The sequence below is a fragment of the Pokkaliibacter sp. CJK22405 genome, assembly GCF_046614695.1.
Lineage (GTDB): Bacteria > Pseudomonadota > Gammaproteobacteria > Pseudomonadales > Balneatricaceae > Pokkaliibacter.
Map to the genome: position 1 here is coordinate 41,758 of NZ_JBKKHQ010000017.1, position 15,817 is coordinate 57,574.

At 55.5% G+C, this 15,817-nt stretch carries 17 protein-coding genes; 13 read left to right on the forward strand and 4 right to left on the reverse strand.

Features of this window, described 5'->3' with window-relative positions:
• Positions 1-58: 58 nt before the first annotated feature.
• Together ACKC9G_RS13210 and ACKC9G_RS13215 are read right to left on the reverse strand one after the other, a co-directional pair.
• Positions 59-1,945: a methyl-accepting chemotaxis protein gene (locus ACKC9G_RS13210; RefSeq protein WP_411406121.1), complete on the reverse strand. Its 1,887-nt coding sequence runs from the start codon at positions 1,943-1,945 to the stop codon at positions 59-61.
• Positions 1,946-2,033: 88 nt separating this feature from the next.
• The gene (locus tag ACKC9G_RS13215) at positions 2,034-2,219 is read right to left on the reverse strand and encodes a hypothetical protein (protein WP_411406123.1); all 186 of its coding nucleotides are present in this window, start codon (positions 2,217-2,219) and stop codon (positions 2,034-2,036) included.
• A 309-nt stretch (positions 2,220-2,528) separates the two neighbouring features.
• Between ACKC9G_RS13215 and ACKC9G_RS13220 the strand changes: the two genes are divergently transcribed.
• The 3 genes from ACKC9G_RS13220 to mutM all read left to right on the forward strand — a co-directional run bounded on the left by ACKC9G_RS13220 (position 2,529) and on the right by mutM (position 6,951).
• On the forward strand, positions 2,529-4,562 hold the full coding sequence (locus ACKC9G_RS13220; protein WP_411406125.1) for a cache domain-containing protein: 2,034 nt from the start codon (positions 2,529-2,531) through the stop codon (positions 4,560-4,562).
• A 172-nt stretch (positions 4,563-4,734) separates the two neighbouring features.
• A complete protein-coding gene (argH, locus tag ACKC9G_RS13225; protein WP_411406127.1) occupies positions 4,735-6,132 on the forward strand; it encodes an argininosuccinate lyase in 1,398 nt (465 codons plus the stop codon).
• Positions 6,133-6,135: 3 nt separating this feature from the next.
• The gene (gene mutM, locus ACKC9G_RS13230) at positions 6,136-6,951 is read left to right on the forward strand and encodes a bifunctional DNA-formamidopyrimidine glycosylase/DNA-(apurinic or apyrimidinic site) lyase (protein WP_411406129.1); all 816 of its coding nucleotides are present in this window, start codon (positions 6,136-6,138) and stop codon (positions 6,949-6,951) included.
• Between the two features lie 186 nt (positions 6,952-7,137).
• On the opposite strand, the gene ACKC9G_RS13235 is transcribed toward mutM, so the two are convergent.
• Both ACKC9G_RS13235 and ACKC9G_RS13240 read right to left on the reverse strand, forming a co-directional pair.
• Positions 7,138-7,962 carry a hypothetical protein gene (locus tag ACKC9G_RS13235; protein ID WP_411406131.1) on the reverse strand — a complete coding sequence of 275 codons (825 nt, stop codon included), beginning with the start codon at positions 7,960-7,962 and terminating at the stop codon, positions 7,138-7,140.
• Complete coding sequence (locus tag ACKC9G_RS13240) at positions 7,955-8,635, reverse strand: FMN-binding negative transcriptional regulator (protein ID WP_411406133.1); 681 nt, start codon at positions 8,633-8,635, stop codon at positions 7,955-7,957. Before ACKC9G_RS13240 ends, ACKC9G_RS13235 begins: the two co-directional genes overlap by 8 nt.
• Positions 8,636-8,802: 167 nt before the next feature.
• On the opposite strand from ACKC9G_RS13240, the gene ACKC9G_RS13245 reads away from it, so the two are divergent.
• The 10 genes from ACKC9G_RS13245 to ACKC9G_RS13290 all read left to right on the forward strand — a co-directional run bounded on the left by ACKC9G_RS13245 (position 8,803) and on the right by ACKC9G_RS13290 (position 15,596).
• Positions 8,803-9,288, forward strand: a complete 486-nt coding sequence (locus ACKC9G_RS13245; RefSeq protein WP_411406135.1) for a GNAT family N-acetyltransferase — start codon at positions 8,803-8,805, stop codon at positions 9,286-9,288.
• An 86-nt stretch (positions 9,289-9,374) separates the two neighbouring features.
• Positions 9,375-9,626: a hypothetical protein gene (locus ACKC9G_RS13250; protein WP_411406137.1), complete on the forward strand. Its 252-nt coding sequence runs from the start codon at positions 9,375-9,377 to the stop codon at positions 9,624-9,626.
• Positions 9,627-9,765: 139 nt separating this feature from the next.
• Positions 9,766-10,185 (forward strand): DUF4174 domain-containing protein, encoded by a 420-nt coding sequence (locus ACKC9G_RS13255; RefSeq protein WP_411406139.1) that lies wholly within the window; start codon positions 9,766-9,768, stop codon positions 10,183-10,185.
• Positions 10,186-10,550: 365 nt separating this feature from the next.
• The gene (gene putP / locus ACKC9G_RS13260) at positions 10,551-12,041 is read left to right on the forward strand and encodes a sodium/proline symporter PutP (RefSeq protein WP_411406141.1); all 1,491 of its coding nucleotides are present in this window, start codon (positions 10,551-10,553) and stop codon (positions 12,039-12,041) included.
• Positions 12,042-12,292: 251 nt separating this feature from the next.
• Positions 12,293-12,577: a hypothetical protein gene (locus ACKC9G_RS13265; RefSeq protein ID WP_411406143.1), complete on the forward strand. Its 285-nt coding sequence runs from the start codon at positions 12,293-12,295 to the stop codon at positions 12,575-12,577.
• A gap of 52 nt (positions 12,578-12,629) precedes the next feature.
• On the forward strand, positions 12,630-12,962 hold the full coding sequence (locus ACKC9G_RS13270; RefSeq protein WP_411406145.1) for a hypothetical protein: 333 nt from the start codon (positions 12,630-12,632) through the stop codon (positions 12,960-12,962).
• Positions 12,963-13,013: 51 nt separating this feature from the next.
• Positions 13,014-13,394 (forward strand): hypothetical protein, encoded by a 381-nt coding sequence (locus ACKC9G_RS13275; protein ID WP_411406147.1) that lies wholly within the window; start codon positions 13,014-13,016, stop codon positions 13,392-13,394.
• Positions 13,395-13,527: 133 nt separating this feature from the next.
• Entirely contained in the window at positions 13,528-14,115 is a 588-nt protein-coding gene (locus tag ACKC9G_RS13280) for a DUF2238 domain-containing protein (RefSeq protein WP_411406149.1), read from the forward strand.
• Positions 14,116-14,268: 153 nt separating this feature from the next.
• Positions 14,269-14,748, forward strand: a complete 480-nt coding sequence (locus tag ACKC9G_RS13285; protein ID WP_411406151.1) for a hypothetical protein — start codon at positions 14,269-14,271, stop codon at positions 14,746-14,748.
• Between the two features lie 170 nt (positions 14,749-14,918).
• Positions 14,919-15,596: a hypothetical protein gene (locus ACKC9G_RS13290; protein WP_411406153.1), complete on the forward strand. Its 678-nt coding sequence runs from the start codon at positions 14,919-14,921 to the stop codon at positions 15,594-15,596.
• The last annotated feature ends 221 nt before the right edge of the window (positions 15,597-15,817 follow it).

Here is a 15,817-nt window from a genome sequence, read left to right on the forward strand (position 1 = left end):
CTAAGTTTTTCACAGCAGGCTTTTACGCCTGCTGTTTTGCTTTCTGGCTATGCCAACCTTAATGCAGGCGGAACTTGCCCATTTCCTGTTGCAGGCTTTCGGCGACCTGCGTCAGGCGCTCGGAGCTTTGGCGGGTCTGGGTTGCGCCGGCGGTGAGCTGGTCGGCCACTTCTTTTATCGCCAGCATATTGCGGCTGATATCGTCGGTGACGGCGCGTTGCTCTTCGGCGGCGCTGGCGATCTGAATGGAGCGTTGGCTGATCTGCTCGATGCCCTGGGTCACCTCGTTCATGTTCTGCTTCGCTGCATCCGCATCGGTGACGCTGGTGTTGGCCAGTTCAAAACTCACTTCCATGCGGTTAGCGGCAGCTTTGGTCATGCTTTGCAGCTGGCTGATAACGGTCTGGATTTCCTCGGTGCTTTTATGGGCACGCTGCGACAGCTCGCGCACTTCATCGGCGACCACGGCAAAACCACGGCCTTGTTCGCCAGCACGGGCGGCCTCAATGGCGGCGTTCAGGGCCAGCAGGTTGGTCTGTTCCGACACGCCCTGAATGGTGGTCAGAATGCTGCTGATGCTCTGGGCATGTTTGTTAAGGTCCGTGATCAGCCCGGTTGAGGCTTCAATTTCGCTGGCCAGGGTTTGAATGGAATCCCGGTTACGTGAAACCTGTTGCATGCCCTGCAGGCAGAGCGAGGAGGACTGCTTGGCGGCCGTGGCGGTTTCTTCCGCATGACGGGCGACTTCCAGCGCGGTGCTGGCCATTTCCTGCATGGCGGTGGCGACCTGATCAATCTCCTGCTGTTGCTGGGAGATTTCATGGGCCATGTCAGTGGCATTGCCATTGGCACGGCCCGCCTCGATGCGCACACCTTCACCGGCGGTGCCGACGCGTTGCAAAATCGGCTGTAAGTAATTGATAAAGTTATTGAATCCGGTGGCAATGGCGCCGATTTCATCATTGCGCAGCACTTCTAGACGACGGGTCAGATCGCCTTTGCCATCGGCCATGTCATCCAGTGCCAGTGAGACATCATCCAGCGGACGCAGCAGACGGGTCACGCCGAGATAGACCAGCAGCAGACACACCAGCAGCGTGACCAGTGCAATGGCAGCGGCACGCAGCACCAGCGTATCCAGTGGTGCAAAGACTTCTTTTGGGTCCACCGCGGAGAGCAGATACCAGTCGCTACCGGCAATATGAGTCACGCGGGCAAGCTTGTTCTCGCCTTCAAGTTCAATGGCCGTCAGCTCAGTGTCGCTGTCCAGCCGGGTCAGATCCTGAGTGCTGATGCCCTTGATCACCTGGCTGAAAGGCTTCATCACCTGTTCTTTATTGCGATAGGCAATCACATCGCCTTCACTGTCGAGCAGCATGGCCGCGCCGGCTTTGCCCAGAGGCAGGGCCAACACGGTTTTGACGATGTCATCGATATAGACATCACCGCCGTACACACCATAACGCTTGCCCGCGCCATCCTTACCGGGCTGTACCACGGTAATCACCAGACCGCCGGTGGTGGCGTCGATATAGGGTTTAGTGATGGAGAGCGCTTCTGTCTGCTGCGCCAGCTGATACCAGGGACGCTTGCGGGGGTCGTAGCCTTCGCGCGGGGTACGGCCGTCATCGTAGACCATCTGGCCATCGTCAAAACCGGCATAGGCCAGTGAGAAACGCCCGCCCTTATGAGCGATCGTCAGCGCCTGAGTCAGGCTGTCGGCTGCAGGCTGGGCAGTGGCAACGGCGGCGATGGCAGACTTTTTACCGTCCAGCCATTCGGCGATTTTGCCCGCCGTCTGGGTGTTGATGAGGTTAACGGTCTGGGAGACATGCTCGTGCAGGTTTTTCTTCATCTCCCAGTAGGAGGAGCCGGTCAGTAGTGCGGTGACTCCGAGTATCACAATACTCGTGAGCAGCAAAAGCTTGCCTTTCAAGGTTCTCATTTAATGCTTACCTCATGCCTCGGCGGGTGGTTGCTGACGCTTTGCGCGTTCTTGTTGGTCATTTTTTATTGGGATCTGAACGGTGTCTTCAGCAGCGGCAGGCGAGAAGCCCGACAGTCAGGTCACGGCTGACGTTGGTGCTTTGCTGATGCCGATTGCCCGCTGTTGCCAGAGGGCTGACAGGTGCGCTCAGGCACTGCTTTAGTGCCCTATGAATAGCACAGGCCATGGCGCTAATCACGCGATCCGAACTAACGGCGACGAACTTTCTCACAACCCTGTCATGCCAAAACTGTCGTGTCGCCAAAGAGGAGTTTTGCAGGGGTTTTCGGGGGGTTATCGCCCGTTTCCGGGCATAATCCGCTCCCGGACGGATCACTCTTCATGATTGATTCACGGTTTTGCGCCACGGCAGCGCACGGTTTTGTGCAGGTTTTGATGGGGTTTTGTAAGGTAGCGTTACCCTGATAATCCTGGCTGACAGGTAAGGGATTCCCTGTAAGTAAATCCCTACGAAAAGTGCCCATGGCAAAGCCTTTGCTAAGAGAGAATGAATAGCATTTAGCAAGATGAGCAAGGCCTTATGGAACAGTTCCTGGAAGTCCATCAGCGCAAACTGAAAACCCTGATCCGTCAGGTGGATACCTACGAGCGCAGTCTGCGTTCCCTCAGTGACTGGTGGGGAAAAATCGCCCTGATCGGCAAGATCAACAGCCTCGATGTGGCGGCCACCATTCTTGAGGATATGGACACCGCCAAGCAGCGCTTCAACGAGCTGCAGGGGCGGCTGATTGCCTCGCTGGTGCGCGAGCATGTTCGCAAGGCCATTCTGCATGATCAGACCCGCTGCCAGATGGCCATTGATGTGCTGATCCGCAACCTTTTTGAGCGTACGGCGGATATTGGCTTTCTCGCGCTGGATGATGATGTCGGGGCTTTTCTCGCCAGTGAGGAAGTCACTCAGGATGATGCGCTGGCCATTCGCCATCGCCTGCATGCCTACGTGGCGAAATATTCCGTGTACGACGATGTGGTGCTGCTGACGCCGGACGGTCAGGTGAAGGCCCGGCTGGATACCGCCCAGCAGGCGCAGGTGACGGCATCGCCGATGCTGCGTCGTGCGCTCAAAGGCGATGAGGACTTTGTCGAAGCCTTCGGGCCGATGGATCTTTTCAATGACAGTAACGACCACCTGATTTACGCCCACCGGGTGGAATATCAGGGCCGTGTCGTCGGGGTGATTTGCCTGTGCTTCCGCTTCCAGAACGAAATGCAGGGCATTTTCTCCAAGCTGGTCAGCGCGCAGGATTCCCGTTTGCTGGTGCTTCTGAATGATGCGCATCAGGTTATTGCCTCCAGCGACAGCCGCCGTATTCCGCTGGCGACACGTTTAACCTCCAGCCGCCGTCCGGTGTTCTTTAACTGGCAGGGCAAGGAATATCTGATGACCTCGGCAACCGGTCAGCCGTATCAGGGCTATGCCGGTCCGCAAGGCTGGCGTGCGGTGATGCTGATGCCGTTGGATCTGTTTAATGGCGAACTGGTACGTCAGGTCGGCGCGGGCAAGTCGGATCAGTCGGTGATCAACAAGAGTGACATGGACAGCCATCCGCTGTTTGCCGGTGAGCTGGGCGATATCCGCCGCACCTCGACGCTGATCAACAACGAGCTGGAGCTGATTGTGCTGAATGGCATTATCACTGCGGCCCGTAAGGAATCCGCTGAATTTATGCCGGTGCTGGAGGCCATCAAGCGCATTGGCCGTGACATTGATACGGTGTTTTCAGAATCCATCGACTCGCTCTATTCCACCGCGATGGAAGGACAGCTGGATGAAGTCCGCCTGCAGGCTGCGCTGGCGGTGGATATTCTCGACCGTAACCTTTACGAGCGCGCCAATGATTGTCGCTGGTGGGCGCTGAACCCGGTGCTGCGTGAACACATGGCGCTGCTGCAAAAACACTCGGCAGAAGGTAATCCGGCGCTGATGAGCCGGGTGCTGAACCAGATCAATGCGCTCTATACGGTGTATACGACCCTGTATCTTTATGATGATAACCACCGGCTGGTGGCGTTCTCCGGAGATACTCACGGCCATCTGCTGGGAACGCGCGCAGAGGATCACAGCGGCGCGGATCAGGCGCTGCAACTGAAAGACCATCAGGATTACAGCGTCTCGGCCTTTCAGCCCTTTGCCTGCTACGAAAACCGCGCGACCTATGTTTACAACGCCGCAGTGCGCCACCCCGAGAATGATGCGCGTATCGTCGGTGGGATCGGCATTGTCTTTGACAGCGAACCCCAGTTCCGCGCCATTTTGCAGGATGTGCTGCCGCGCAGTGAGGAAGGGGAGATCGTGCAGGGCTGCTTTAGCGTCTTCACGACTCGCGAAGGCGTGGTGTTGTCCTGCTCGGATGAACGCTACGCGCCGGGGCATCATCTTGCGGTGCCTGCTCATCTGGCGAAACTGCCTTGTGGCGAGGTCGCCTCCCAATGGCTGGAGCTGGATAACGAAGGCTATCTGCTGGGCATGGCGGCTTCGGGCGGTTATCGCGAGTACAAGACCAGCGATGGTTATGAGAACGACATTCTCGCCTGGGTGCTGGTGCCTGCCTGATTCAGTTGTCGTTTTTTGGAAGAGCAGGGCAGCGGTTCTTTTCGTCGTGCGGCCCGCATTCCCGACCATGCGGCAAAGACTTTTGAGCTTTGCGGCGCTCTGCCCGTATAATTCTGCCCATCATTTTTGCAGAGGCACGTGCCTCTGACACCAACCGATGGGAATGCCTGCAATGTCTGATCAGACCAACCAGCAATGGGGTGGCCGCTTCAGTGAAGCCACCGATGCCTTTGTCGCCCGTTTCACCGCTTCCGTGGACTTCGACAAACGCCTCTACCGACAAGACATTCAGGGTTCCATCGCCCACGCCAAGATGCTGTGCAAAGTCGGTGTGCTCACCGACAACGAGCGCGATGACATCCTGCGCGGTCTTGAGGAAATCCTGATCGAAATCGAGCGTGGCCAGTTTGAATGGTCTGTCGCCCTTGAAGATGTGCACATGAACATTGAAGCGGCCCTGACCAGGAAAATCGGCATCGCCGGTAAAAAGCTGCACACCGGTCGCTCACGTAACGACCAGGTCGCCACTGATGTGCGCCTCTACGTGCGTGATGAAATCGACCAGATTCTGTCTGAACTGACCCGTCTGCAGCACGGTCTGGCGACGCTGGCGCAGCAGGAAGCCGACACCATCATGCCGGGCTTCACCCACCTGCAAACCGCGCAGCCTGTGACCTTCGGCCACCATCTGATGGCATGGTACGAAGCGCTGCAGCGTGATTTCGAGCGTTTTGTGGACACCCGCAAGCGCGTCAACATCATGCCGTTGGGGTCTGCCGCACTGGCCGGTACGACCTACCCGATTGACCGCCATATGACCGCCGAGCTGCTGGGTTTTGAGCGTCCTTCCTATAACTCGCTGGATGCGGTGTCTGACCGTGACTTCGCTATCGAGTTCTGCGCCGCGGCCAGTTTGCTGCTGACGCACCTGTCCCGCGCCTCTGAGGAGCTGGTGCTGTGGACATCTGCCCAGTTCAACTTTGTCGACGTGCCTGACCGCTTCTGCACTGGTTCTTCCATCATGCCGCAGAAGAAAAACCCTGACGTGCCCGAGCTGGTGCGCGGTAAATCAGGCCGTACCAACGGCAACCTGATCAACCTGCTGACCCTGATGAAAGGTCAGCCACTGGCCTACAACAAGGACAATCAGGAAGACAAAGAGCCGCTGTTCGACAGCATCGACACCGTTAAAGGCTGCCTGCGCGCTTTCGCCGACATGGTGCCAGCCCTGAAGCCCCGTAAAGACGTGATGCGTGAAGCGGCCCTGCGTGGTTTTGCCACCGCGACTGACCTGGCCGACTATCTGGTGCGCAAAGGCGTGGCCTTCCGTGATGCCCATGAAATCGTCGGTAAGTCCGTTGCTTACGGCATCCAGACCAGCAAGGACCTGTCACAGATGAGCCTTGAAGAACTGCGTCAGTTCTCTGACCACATCAATGACGATGTCTTTGATGTACTGAGCCTTGAAGGTTCTGTTGCGGCCCGTGACCACATCGGTGGCACTGCGCCGAATCAGGTACGTGCGGCCACCGCCCGTGCGCTGGCAGAACTGGCTGAGCGCGGCGAATAAGCGATGCCAGAGCTTCCCGAGGTCGAAACGACAAGGCGCGGCATTAGCCCGCATTTGCTGGAAAAACAGGTACTGGCGGCGCGGGTGCATCACCCGACGCTGCGCTGGCCGATTCCTGTCGACCTGGTGGAACGCCTGACGGGCGCGACGTTCCTGAAAATAGAGCGTCGCGCCAAATACCTGCTGATGACCACCACCGCCGGCACCTTGCTGGTTCACCTTGGTATGTCCGGCAGTTTGCGCTTGTCACCCAAAGACGAAGAACGCTTAAAGCACGACCATGTGGAGCTGGAAATGGCCGATGGTCAGGTGCTGCGTTATTCCGACCCGCGCCGCTTTGGCGCCTGGCTCTGGGCGGGGGATGACCCTTTCAGCCATGAACTGCTGATCAAGCTTGGGCCAGAACCGCTGTCTGACGCCTTTGATGGCGAACACCTCTTTATCCGCTCGCGGGGCAAAACCCAGAGCGTCAAAACCTTTGTGATGGACAATCACAACGTCGTCGGTGTCGGGAATATCTACGCCAGCGAATCCCTCTTTATGGCTGGCATTCTGCCGACCAAGGCCGCAGGCTCCATCAGCCGTGAGCGTTACAACCGGCTGGCGGACTGCATCAAGGAAGTGCTCGACCGCTCCATTACCCAGGGTGGGACGACCTTGCGCGACTTTGTCGGTGGCGATGGCAAACCCGGCTACTTCCAGCAACAGCTCTATGTCTATGGCCGTGAAGGCGAACCCTGCCGTATCTGTGGTCATGAGATTAAAAAGAAAGTCATCGGCCAGCGCGCCAGCTTTTATTGCACGACCTGCCAGCGCTAGAAGGCGTTTGGTGTGGCTTTCCCCATGGTTGGTGCTATCCGGCGGCAGTTGTGATCGCCGGACGCGTTTAGCTTGTGGACATTCATGAGCAGGTCTTGCACAGCGAAGTAGTTGCTATGGTACAAGGGGTCGATACGGTGAAATGGGAGCTGAATAAGGTAAGGGTTAAATGGGTTGAGGTTATTTCTACTGACCTATTGGATAACTGACGATACATTGAGCATCTTCAGCGAGATAAAATTGATTTCCTTTCAGCTCTGCAAATGGAAAGCTTGAGTAACTTATGTTTCTTTGGCTCAAGTCAATTGCTAAATCCGTACTAGAAATTTTGAGTTCCTTTGCCTGCGCAGGAAATATTCCTTTACCTTTTTCTACTAATAAAAAAGCAATAGGAAAGAATGAAAGTAAACTCATTCTGCATATATTTCCATTATTGAAAAATACTACTAGCTTAGCGCTAACATGTTTTTTAAGTGGATAAAACCAATAGTAAATATCATGCGTATTACTTATGGCTTCGTCATCTCCTAATACAAAATTTTGAAGTGGGGTGAAATAGTCGGTAGCTATAGGTCGGCTTTTACATTCATTAACACTAGTTGCTGATAGAATATGACCAATCATACCTCTTATATATTTAACAGCATCAAACTTAATATATTTGGTACTGAAAAGATCAGTCCCTGATTGAAAGTAATTTTTAATCATTGGTGTAAGCTCTCGGCATACCCGAGCAATTTCAGAGTCCCCTAAGCTTAGAGAGCTATTGCAATCTTTACATATAGTTTTAAATTTACTGCCATTCTTGGATACTATGCCTTTTATTTTTTCTGAACTTGTGCCAAGAACTTCGCAAATTAACCTTTGTTCCGTCTTCGTGATTATTACAGATCCTCGAGGTGGAACATGATCTTCTGTTAGTTTTTTAAAAAAACCACAAATCAGACAGTGGCCTTCTTGTATTTTTACTTGTCCTATTCTTTTTGATATGCCTTCTGAGTAACTACCCATTTTCTGTATTCCTAATGTTTAGCTGATAGTTAACTATAGCTGCAATTTCTCTCTCCTTTGCATCATCACTTTGCGCTAAATGCTCCGCCATCCCGCGACGATTCTGCTCGGTTTTATTCTGCCCAAGTTTCCACTTGCCGGTCAGTGACGTCACCTTTATCTCAATACCGACGATAGCCTTCAGCATCGCCTGAATGTACTCCTCTGGCGCATCGTGAATGCTCCAGGGTTCAGGCTGGCTGGCTTCATGGGTGGTGCTGAGCTGGTCCAGCAACGCCAATAACCACTCAGGTTCCTGCCGGAAGTGAAGCGTGCCGTGGACATGGACAACGGCGTAATTCCACGTGGGTACTTCTTTGCCGGTGTCTTTTTTACTTGGGTAATAGTTGGGCGAAATATAGCAATCCGGTCCGTGGAAGATAACGAGGGTTGGCGAGCCCTCCTGCAGGTGTTTCCACAGAGGATTAGCTTTGGCGATATGCCCTTGCAACACGAGTGCACCATCGACGTTCTTCACCTGCAAAGGCAGATGATTCGCCTCCAGCGCTAATGATGCTGCACCTTGTTCACCAGCCCCCTGAGTGTGAGTGACCAGTGTCGCAAAGGGGTACGCCTGCATCAGGCGAAGTAACTCATCTTCATCGTCTTGCTTAAATGGCGTAGGCAGGTACAAGGCAAATCCCTCTTTTGGGTGGCAGCAGCCTATGACTATCGGCGAGGCTGCACCCTGCGTCCAGTGGTGTGCCGTTACAGGAATTTCAGCCAAAGTGGCCCTTTTGGCGGTGTATTTTCTGCGTTAGGCTGGGGAGTATTTGCCCGTACTGTCAGGATGCTTTTGCCATGCCCATCGAAATTCTCGAAGCCGACTACCATAACCCGCAGCACCAGCGCGATATTCCTGAGCTACTGAATGCCTATGCGCTGGACCCGATGGGCGGCAGTGAGCCGTTGTCGGCTGAGGTGCGGGAGGTGCTGGTCAGTAAACTGGCGCAGTTGCCTCACGCGTTTTCGGTACTGGCCTATGTCGATGGCAAGCCTGCGGGGCTGACCAATTGCTTTGAAGGCTTTTCGACCTTTGCCGCCAAACCCATCGTCAATATCCACGATATCGCCGTACACCCTGAGTTTCGGGGCTTGGGCTTAAGCCAGAAAATGCTGGATAAGGTTGAGGAAATCGCCCGTCGTAAAGGCTGCTGCAAACTGACGCTGGAAGTGCTGAGCAATAATGACATCGCGCAGAATGCCTATCGCAAGTTCGGTTTTGCCGGTTATGAGCTGGGGGAAATCAGCGGCCATGCGCTGTTCTGGCAGAAGAAGCTGAAATAATTAGGGTGGCAGTGAAGTCACGCACGCCTGCAGGTGATTGGGCGTTGCCACAATCGCAGAGTCAGACTCAGGGAAAGCGAACCGCGATGACCATCTTTTTACGCACGCTGCTGCGTTTTATCTCTTTTGGGCTGGGCCTTGCGCTGCTGATGACCTTTCTTTATCAGGTGCTGGCCGTGCTGGTATTCGGCGAGCAGCCGATGCCTGAGGCCAGGGACGCGCGGCTCTATTTTATCGTGATGCCGGTGTTTGGCAGCCTGACGCTGTATTACGCCATTCGTGGTCCAGAGGACGCGATGAAAAGCCGGATGTTCAAAGCCGCCCGCCGTCGCCACTAACCACACTCACTCGATATCTGATCCCTTAGGGCGGAGACCTTCGGCCCGGTTGGCGCCTTCCCTCGGTTGCCTGCGCAAAGCTCAGACCCTATCAGCACAGGGTTGCCGCTTTTTTAACCACTGCGCAGAGAGCCATGCCATGAAAACCCTGCCTTTAACCCTTGCCCTGCTTGCAGGCACAGCGTCGACTTCCGGCGTTGCCGCCACCCTGACGGATCTCACCAGCCTGCAATGGAAAAACCGCATCATCGTGGTGGATGAAACCGCCAATCCTGACAGCGCGGCCAGCGTCTTTGAGCGTCAGCAGGCCGAGGTTCAGGATCGTGATGTGGTCTGGTTTGTCTTTCAGCCAGAGCAAACCCTGACCAACTATTCCGGTGATCTGGACCCGGCCTTGCTCAGCAATACTCGTGAACGCTATGGCCTGAGCCCCGGCAAGGTGCTGTTGATCGGCAAGGATGGCGGGGTGAAGAACCGGCTGGATGCACTGAATCTGGAGCTGTTGTTTAACGATATTGATCGCATGCCGATGCGCAAGTATGAAAAGCGTGACTCATAAGCCGCAGTCGTCCAATTCTCCCGAAAAATGCCGTTTCGATGGCTTTCATTCATTAATCAGGCTGATGTCTTGATCAACAATTCTGGTCCGTTCGGCTTGAAATAACTGAAATGGATGATTACAGAAACGGTAAAATGCTCACTTTTGGTGCGTTGAAAACCTGAGGTTGTGGCGCTCTTACCCGGTTGCCACCACCTCAACAAACACCATCAAAACGTACTCCTGAAAGTACTTGTTTTGGGAGTGCGGGCAGCGTACTGGCGGTGCGCTGCAGGGCGATCAGGGTGTCGTGATGAGCGTATTCGTGCGGTCATGACGGCATCGGTCATAGACATAACAACGAGAAACACCACTGGGGGAAGACCATGGCGATAGGCGTATGGATTAGCCTGCTTTTATATTTTGGACTCATGATTGCGATCGGCTTTTATGCCTGGCGCAAATCCACATCCTCTTCTGAAGAATACATGCTGGGTGGCCGTAACCTGAGCCCCTCGGTAGCGGCACTTTCTGCTGGCGCCTCGGACATGAGCGGCTGGCTGCTGCTGGGTTTACCGGGCGCCCTGTTTGCCACCGGACTGGTGGAAGCCTGGATCGGCATCGGCTTGTTTGTGGGTGCCTTTGTTAACTGGATTATCGTCGCGCCCCGGCTTCGTGAGCAGACCGAACGTTACGATAACAGCCTGACCATTCCCCAGTTTCTTGCTAACCGTTTCCCGACCCGGGCGCAGGCGCTGCGTACCGTCTCGGCGATCATCATCGTCATCTTCTTTGCGGTGTATACCGCCTCAGGTCTGGTCGCGGGCGGTAAGCTCTTTACCAGTGCCTTTGGTGATCTGATCAATATTGGTTCGATGAGTGACTACAGCGTTGGTATCTGGCTGACGCTGGCGATTGTGCTGACCTATACCGTTATCGGAGGTTTCCTGGCTGTGAGCCTGACGGACTTTGTGCAGGGCTGCATCATGATGCTGGCACTGATCATCATGCCGCTGGTCGTGCTGTTTGGCAGTGGCGGCGGTGGCTTTGATCAGGCGTCTGAAACCCTGGCGAGCGTGGACCCTAACTACCTGTCGTGGACCCATGGCCTGACCTTCTTTGGCTTCCTGTCTGCCGTGACCTGGGGTCTGGGCTACTTCGGCCAGCCGCATATCATCGTGCGCTTTATGGCGGTTCGCTCCGTTAAGGAAGTACCGGCGGCGCGTAATATCGGCATGAGCTGGATGGCGATTTCCCTGATCGGTGCGATCTGCCTGGGCGTGTTTGGCCGTGCCTACGCAGTGCGCAATGGCCTGAGCGTGGAAGATCCGGAAACCATCTTTATCGTGCTTTCCAACCTGCTGTTTAACCCCTACGTGACCGGCTTCCTGTATGCGGCACTGCTGGCGGCGATCATGAGTACCATTTCCAGCCAGCTGCTGGTGTCGTCTTCATCCCTGACTGAAGATTTCTACCGTCTGTTCCTGCGCAAGGATGCGACCGAGAAGGAAAGCGTGATGATCGGCCGTTTGAGCGTGCTGGTGGTCGGTGTGATTGCGGCGATTATTGCCGGTGACCCGAACTCCGAAGTACTGGGTCTGGTCAGCCATGCCTGGGCTGGGTTCGGTGCTGCCTTTGGCCCGCTGATTATTCTGTCTCTGACCTGGTCCCGCATGTCCGGTAGTGGTGCTGTGGCTGGTCTGGTGACCGGTGCACTGACCGTGATTATCTGGATTGCCTTGGGTTGGGATAAGAGCGTGCTGGGTGGCCCCGGCGTGTATGAAATTATTCCGGGCTTTGTGGTGTCCTGGATCGCGATCTGGCTGGTCAGTAAATCGACCTACAGCGAGGGCGAGTTCCGCGCACTGTCTCACTAAACCTGAACTCACTCAGTGACCTGGATTACTGAGTGAGAACGAAGCACGCAGGATAGGCTTTAGCCCGTATCTGTTGCGATCTTCAGAAAAACGTCAGCTTAGGCTGGCGTTTTTTTATGCTTCGATTTTATCCACAGATGCAGTAGGCTACGCCCCTTCAAAAAATCCGGTGCCGGGATGGCATCGCCTTTCTTACCGCAGGGATGTGATATGCCACGATACGTTTGGATGGTCAGCTTCACGGAGGAAGTATGTTATTTCGATTAATTAGCCTGCTGTTAGCAGGTGGTGGAATGTATCTCTTTGTGGAAGACAGCCCGGTCGCGGGCCTGGTCCTGATGGTCGGCGGCGCCATGCTCTTTCTTATATCGCTGACCTCCGTGACTGGCCCTGGTTCAGGCTCTGGCGCTGGCAGCGTTTATATTAACGATAGCCCTGGCGGTATCTCGTCAGATTCCTACAGCGGCCATTCGGGTGGCTCGTTTGATTCGGGCGGCTCCTGTGACTCGGGTGGTGGCGGTGGTGGCTGCGATTAATCTCTACTGACGCGGGCAAGAGAGTTTCGCGGATAAGTTTCAGGGAGGAAGTATGTCTCTTCGCATCGTTACCCCGGTGATGGTGGTATTTAACGGCTGTCTGTTTGCCATTGTTCCTCAGTTGGCTGCGGTGTTAGCAATCGTCACGCTCTTTCTGGTGATTTTATGCTTTCCCGGTAAAAGCTTTGTCTCTGGGTTTGGCGTGACGCACAGTTACAACCCTAATGCCTTCAGCGGGCCTGAGGCCTTCTCAATCACTGATGTGGCGAGCTCTTTCAGCGATGCCGGCAGCGGATTCAGTGATGGCGGCAGTTCCATCTGCGATGGAGGAAGCTCTTTTGATTCGGGCGGCTCTTGTGACGTTGGCGGCGGTAGCTTCGACTGAGCTTGCTGAGAAAGTGATTAATGAGGGATTAACTTCACAGGGAAACAAGTGATGTTACGACTGTTTGGTTACGTTCTGATGGCCATCGGCGCTGGCGGTATGTACCTCGGCGAAATGGCTGGTGGCGGTGTGATGCTGTTTGTTGGCTTCTTCTGCCTGCTGTTTGGTTTGTCGGAACCGGGGCTGCCCCGGTCTCGCCCACGTAAGTCGGGGGTTAAGGCGCGCTACTCTTTCGGTGAGGGTGACATTCGGCTTGAAGTTGGGGGGATCAAAAGCCCGGGCTATGACCCTGATGATGACCGGTATTGGCATAAGGTGGGTGGCGAGGATGATCCTGACGCGGGCGAGCCTCAGGGCGAATGGTATGAGTATCAGAACAAACATGACCAGCCGGATGTGCCGCGCAGCATGGAAGAGCATCGCTTTCGCTAAGGGTGATGCTGTTATCCACAACTTGAGTACGCCAGCGGCGGTCAGCATAAAGTGAAAAAGGGCGAATGAGTCGTCCCCTGTGCTTAACTGACTCGCTGGCGAATTGGCGCCAGCGCAAGGATGCCGTGTGATCATGCTATGGAGTGCCGTTTTTGCTTTTGTCCTCATCTGGTCGGCGTTAAACCCGGTTGATCGTCCGACCTGGTGGCTTGAAGTCATTCCTGCCTTTATCGGGGCTGCTGTTCTGGCGGCAACCCGCAAACCCTTTCCTCTGACTACGCTTTTGTATGTGCTGATCCTGATGCATTGCATCATCCTGATGGTCGGCGGCCATTACACCTATGCCAAGGTGCCGGGTTTTGATGGCTGGTTCGGTAGCGATCGCAATAACTACGACAAGCTTGGGCACTTCTTTCAGGGCTTTATGCCCGCGATTCTGGCGCGGGAGATTCTTATCCGCCGTGCCGTCGTTAAAAGCCAGGCCTGGTGTCATGTGTTTGTGGTGAGTATCTGTCTGGCCTTCAGCGCCTTCTATGAGTTGATCGAGTGGTGGGTTGCCTTGCTTTCGGGTCGTGATGCCGAGGCCTTCCTCGGGACGCAGGGTTATGTCTGGGATACCCAGTCCGACATGCTGATGGCGCTGATCGGCGCGATCTCGGCACTGGTACTGTTGTCGGCCTGGCATAACCGCCAGCTAAAAGCCTTTCCTGTGACTCCGTAGGTGCCCAATACCTTGATTTACCGCTGCTTTTTACGCGGACACTGATGAACCCGGTTCGGGAAACCGCTATCATGTCGCCCCCATAGCGGCAGCTGCTCCGGCTGCCGCAGGGTGTCGGGCCGCAGGATCGCGGAGTTCCAGGAAGGTGCATCAATGAGCTTTGCCGTTGTCAGAACGCTGGTGTTAGCAATCGCTGCTGCGCAGCTCGGTGGCCTCTGGCTGAACAGCCTGGTGGACAATGCCCTGCATTCCTCCCTGATCCGCTATGATGCCGCGCGCCGGGCGGCGGTGTTTGCCTATGGCGCTTTTGGTAATCAATGCCTGCAGGACGATGCGCTGAAGAACAGCCAGTGTCAGGGCTGGGGGTCGATGGCGCAGTCTGAGGCAAACCGTCAGGAAAGCCGTAGTGCCGACTGGTTAAACCATCATGCGCAGACACTGGCCCAACTCGCTGCCAATGCGGTGGAGTTAACCAAGACCACACTGGGAATCCCCGTCTCTGGCGGCGTCACCGAAGTACAGGTGCTTGCCAGCCATCAGCAACAGCCGGTGGGTTTTCTGGTCAGCCAGCAGCAACCCCAGGGCAGCTATCATGATTACGGTATCTGGCTGAGCCGCAAGCCTTCGCCCTGAGCCACTCCTTCTCACTCTGCGCGTACTCCCCCCTAATTCTGTATTCTCTGTCACGCTTCGCTGATCGCGGGGCGACTTCCTTGCTTCTGCCTTTCTTATCAAAGCGCGCTGTTGCTACACTGCCCCAAGGCCGAAATCCGCTGGCTGGTTTGATGGCACAAGGAGCAACCATGGCATTTCCCCGCTTTCCCCTGTCTCTGATTCTCGCTTCGCTGATGCTGACCTCAGCGGGTGCGAGCCATGCCCAGACGCTGTCCATCCCGCCCAAACCGGATTCCAACCCGACCTATGCCACGGCATCGCGCACGGTGACTCCGCTTTCCGATGAGGAGGTGCGCTTCCAGCGGCAGGCTCTGGAAGCACTGATGGCCAAGTCCCCGGCGATGGTCGATAAAATTCAGACCACGCCACAAAAGTATGCGCCTCCCATCCTCTTTGGCCTGGGTTTTCAGCAATTTGAGGCCGCAGGTGATGACAAGGATAAGGCCGAGCAGGCCATGTTCTGGATGACGGCGGGTTATCTTCGTGCCCTGAGCGATGCCGAAAAACTGGCAGACAGCCCGATTCGCGGACGAATGGAATCCTGGGTATCGCGTTACCTTGGTCAGCCTTATGCCCAGGCGGTTGGACGCTATCGCGGCGACATGCAGGCGCTGGTCAAACAGGTGACCGCTTGGGATACGACCACTCCGCGGGATTATCACCCGGGTTGGCTAGGCTGGATGCAGCCGGATGCGCCTGCTCAGGCATTTGCGCTTGAGCCCGAAGCCAAGTGGCCGGCCATCGATGCCAAGGCTCGGGTGGCACTGGAAAAAGCCGTACTGGCGGATCTTAAGCAGCGTCAGTAAGTGTCGCCACGGGGGATTGCGAAGCGGCTGAGAGTAGTCGTGTTGAGAGTAGAGGGATTCGGCAAGGAGAGGGTGAGATTGCATGGCGACCCGGCGAGGAAGGTGTGGTCGGGTCGCCATGCAGGCTCGGTCAAGCTACCAGAGAGTTATCAGGGCACCTGAAAGACGTACGCGATGCACCTGTCTGTTTAGTGTGACCGCCGGGGGCTAAGTTCCACCAC

Excerpts from the sequence above, each read along its gene's own strand:
- ACKC9G_RS13210 (WP_411406121.1), bottom strand. The coding sequence starts at position 1,945 with ATGAGAACCTTGAAAGGCAAGCTTTTGCTGCTCACGAGTATTGTGATA.
- ACKC9G_RS13220 (WP_411406125.1), top strand. The coding sequence starts at position 2,529 with ATGGAACAGTTCCTGGAAGTCCATCAGCGCAAACTGAAAACCCTGATC.
- argH (WP_411406127.1), top strand. The coding sequence starts at position 4,735 with ATGTCTGATCAGACCAACCAGCAATGGGGTGGCCGCTTCAGTGAAGCC.
- mutM (WP_411406129.1), top strand. The coding sequence starts at position 6,136 with ATGCCAGAGCTTCCCGAGGTCGAAACGACAAGGCGCGGCATTAGCCCG.
- ACKC9G_RS13235 (WP_411406131.1), bottom strand. The coding sequence starts at position 7,962 with ATGGGTAGTTACTCAGAAGGCATATCAAAAAGAATAGGACAAGTAAAA.
- ACKC9G_RS13245 (WP_411406135.1), top strand. The coding sequence starts at position 8,803 with ATGCCCATCGAAATTCTCGAAGCCGACTACCATAACCCGCAGCACCAG.
- ACKC9G_RS13250 (WP_411406137.1), top strand. The coding sequence starts at position 9,375 with ATGACCATCTTTTTACGCACGCTGCTGCGTTTTATCTCTTTTGGGCTG.
- ACKC9G_RS13255 (WP_411406139.1), top strand. The coding sequence starts at position 9,766 with ATGAAAACCCTGCCTTTAACCCTTGCCCTGCTTGCAGGCACAGCGTCG.
- putP (WP_411406141.1), top strand. The coding sequence starts at position 10,551 with ATGGCGATAGGCGTATGGATTAGCCTGCTTTTATATTTTGGACTCATG.
- ACKC9G_RS13265 (WP_411406143.1), top strand. The coding sequence starts at position 12,293 with ATGTTATTTCGATTAATTAGCCTGCTGTTAGCAGGTGGTGGAATGTAT.
- ACKC9G_RS13270 (WP_411406145.1), top strand. The coding sequence starts at position 12,630 with ATGTCTCTTCGCATCGTTACCCCGGTGATGGTGGTATTTAACGGCTGT.
- ACKC9G_RS13275 (WP_411406147.1), top strand. The coding sequence starts at position 13,014 with ATGTTACGACTGTTTGGTTACGTTCTGATGGCCATCGGCGCTGGCGGT.
- ACKC9G_RS13280 (WP_411406149.1), top strand. The coding sequence starts at position 13,528 with ATGCTATGGAGTGCCGTTTTTGCTTTTGTCCTCATCTGGTCGGCGTTA.
- ACKC9G_RS13285 (WP_411406151.1), top strand. The coding sequence starts at position 14,269 with ATGAGCTTTGCCGTTGTCAGAACGCTGGTGTTAGCAATCGCTGCTGCG.
- ACKC9G_RS13290 (WP_411406153.1), top strand. The coding sequence starts at position 14,919 with ATGGCATTTCCCCGCTTTCCCCTGTCTCTGATTCTCGCTTCGCTGATG.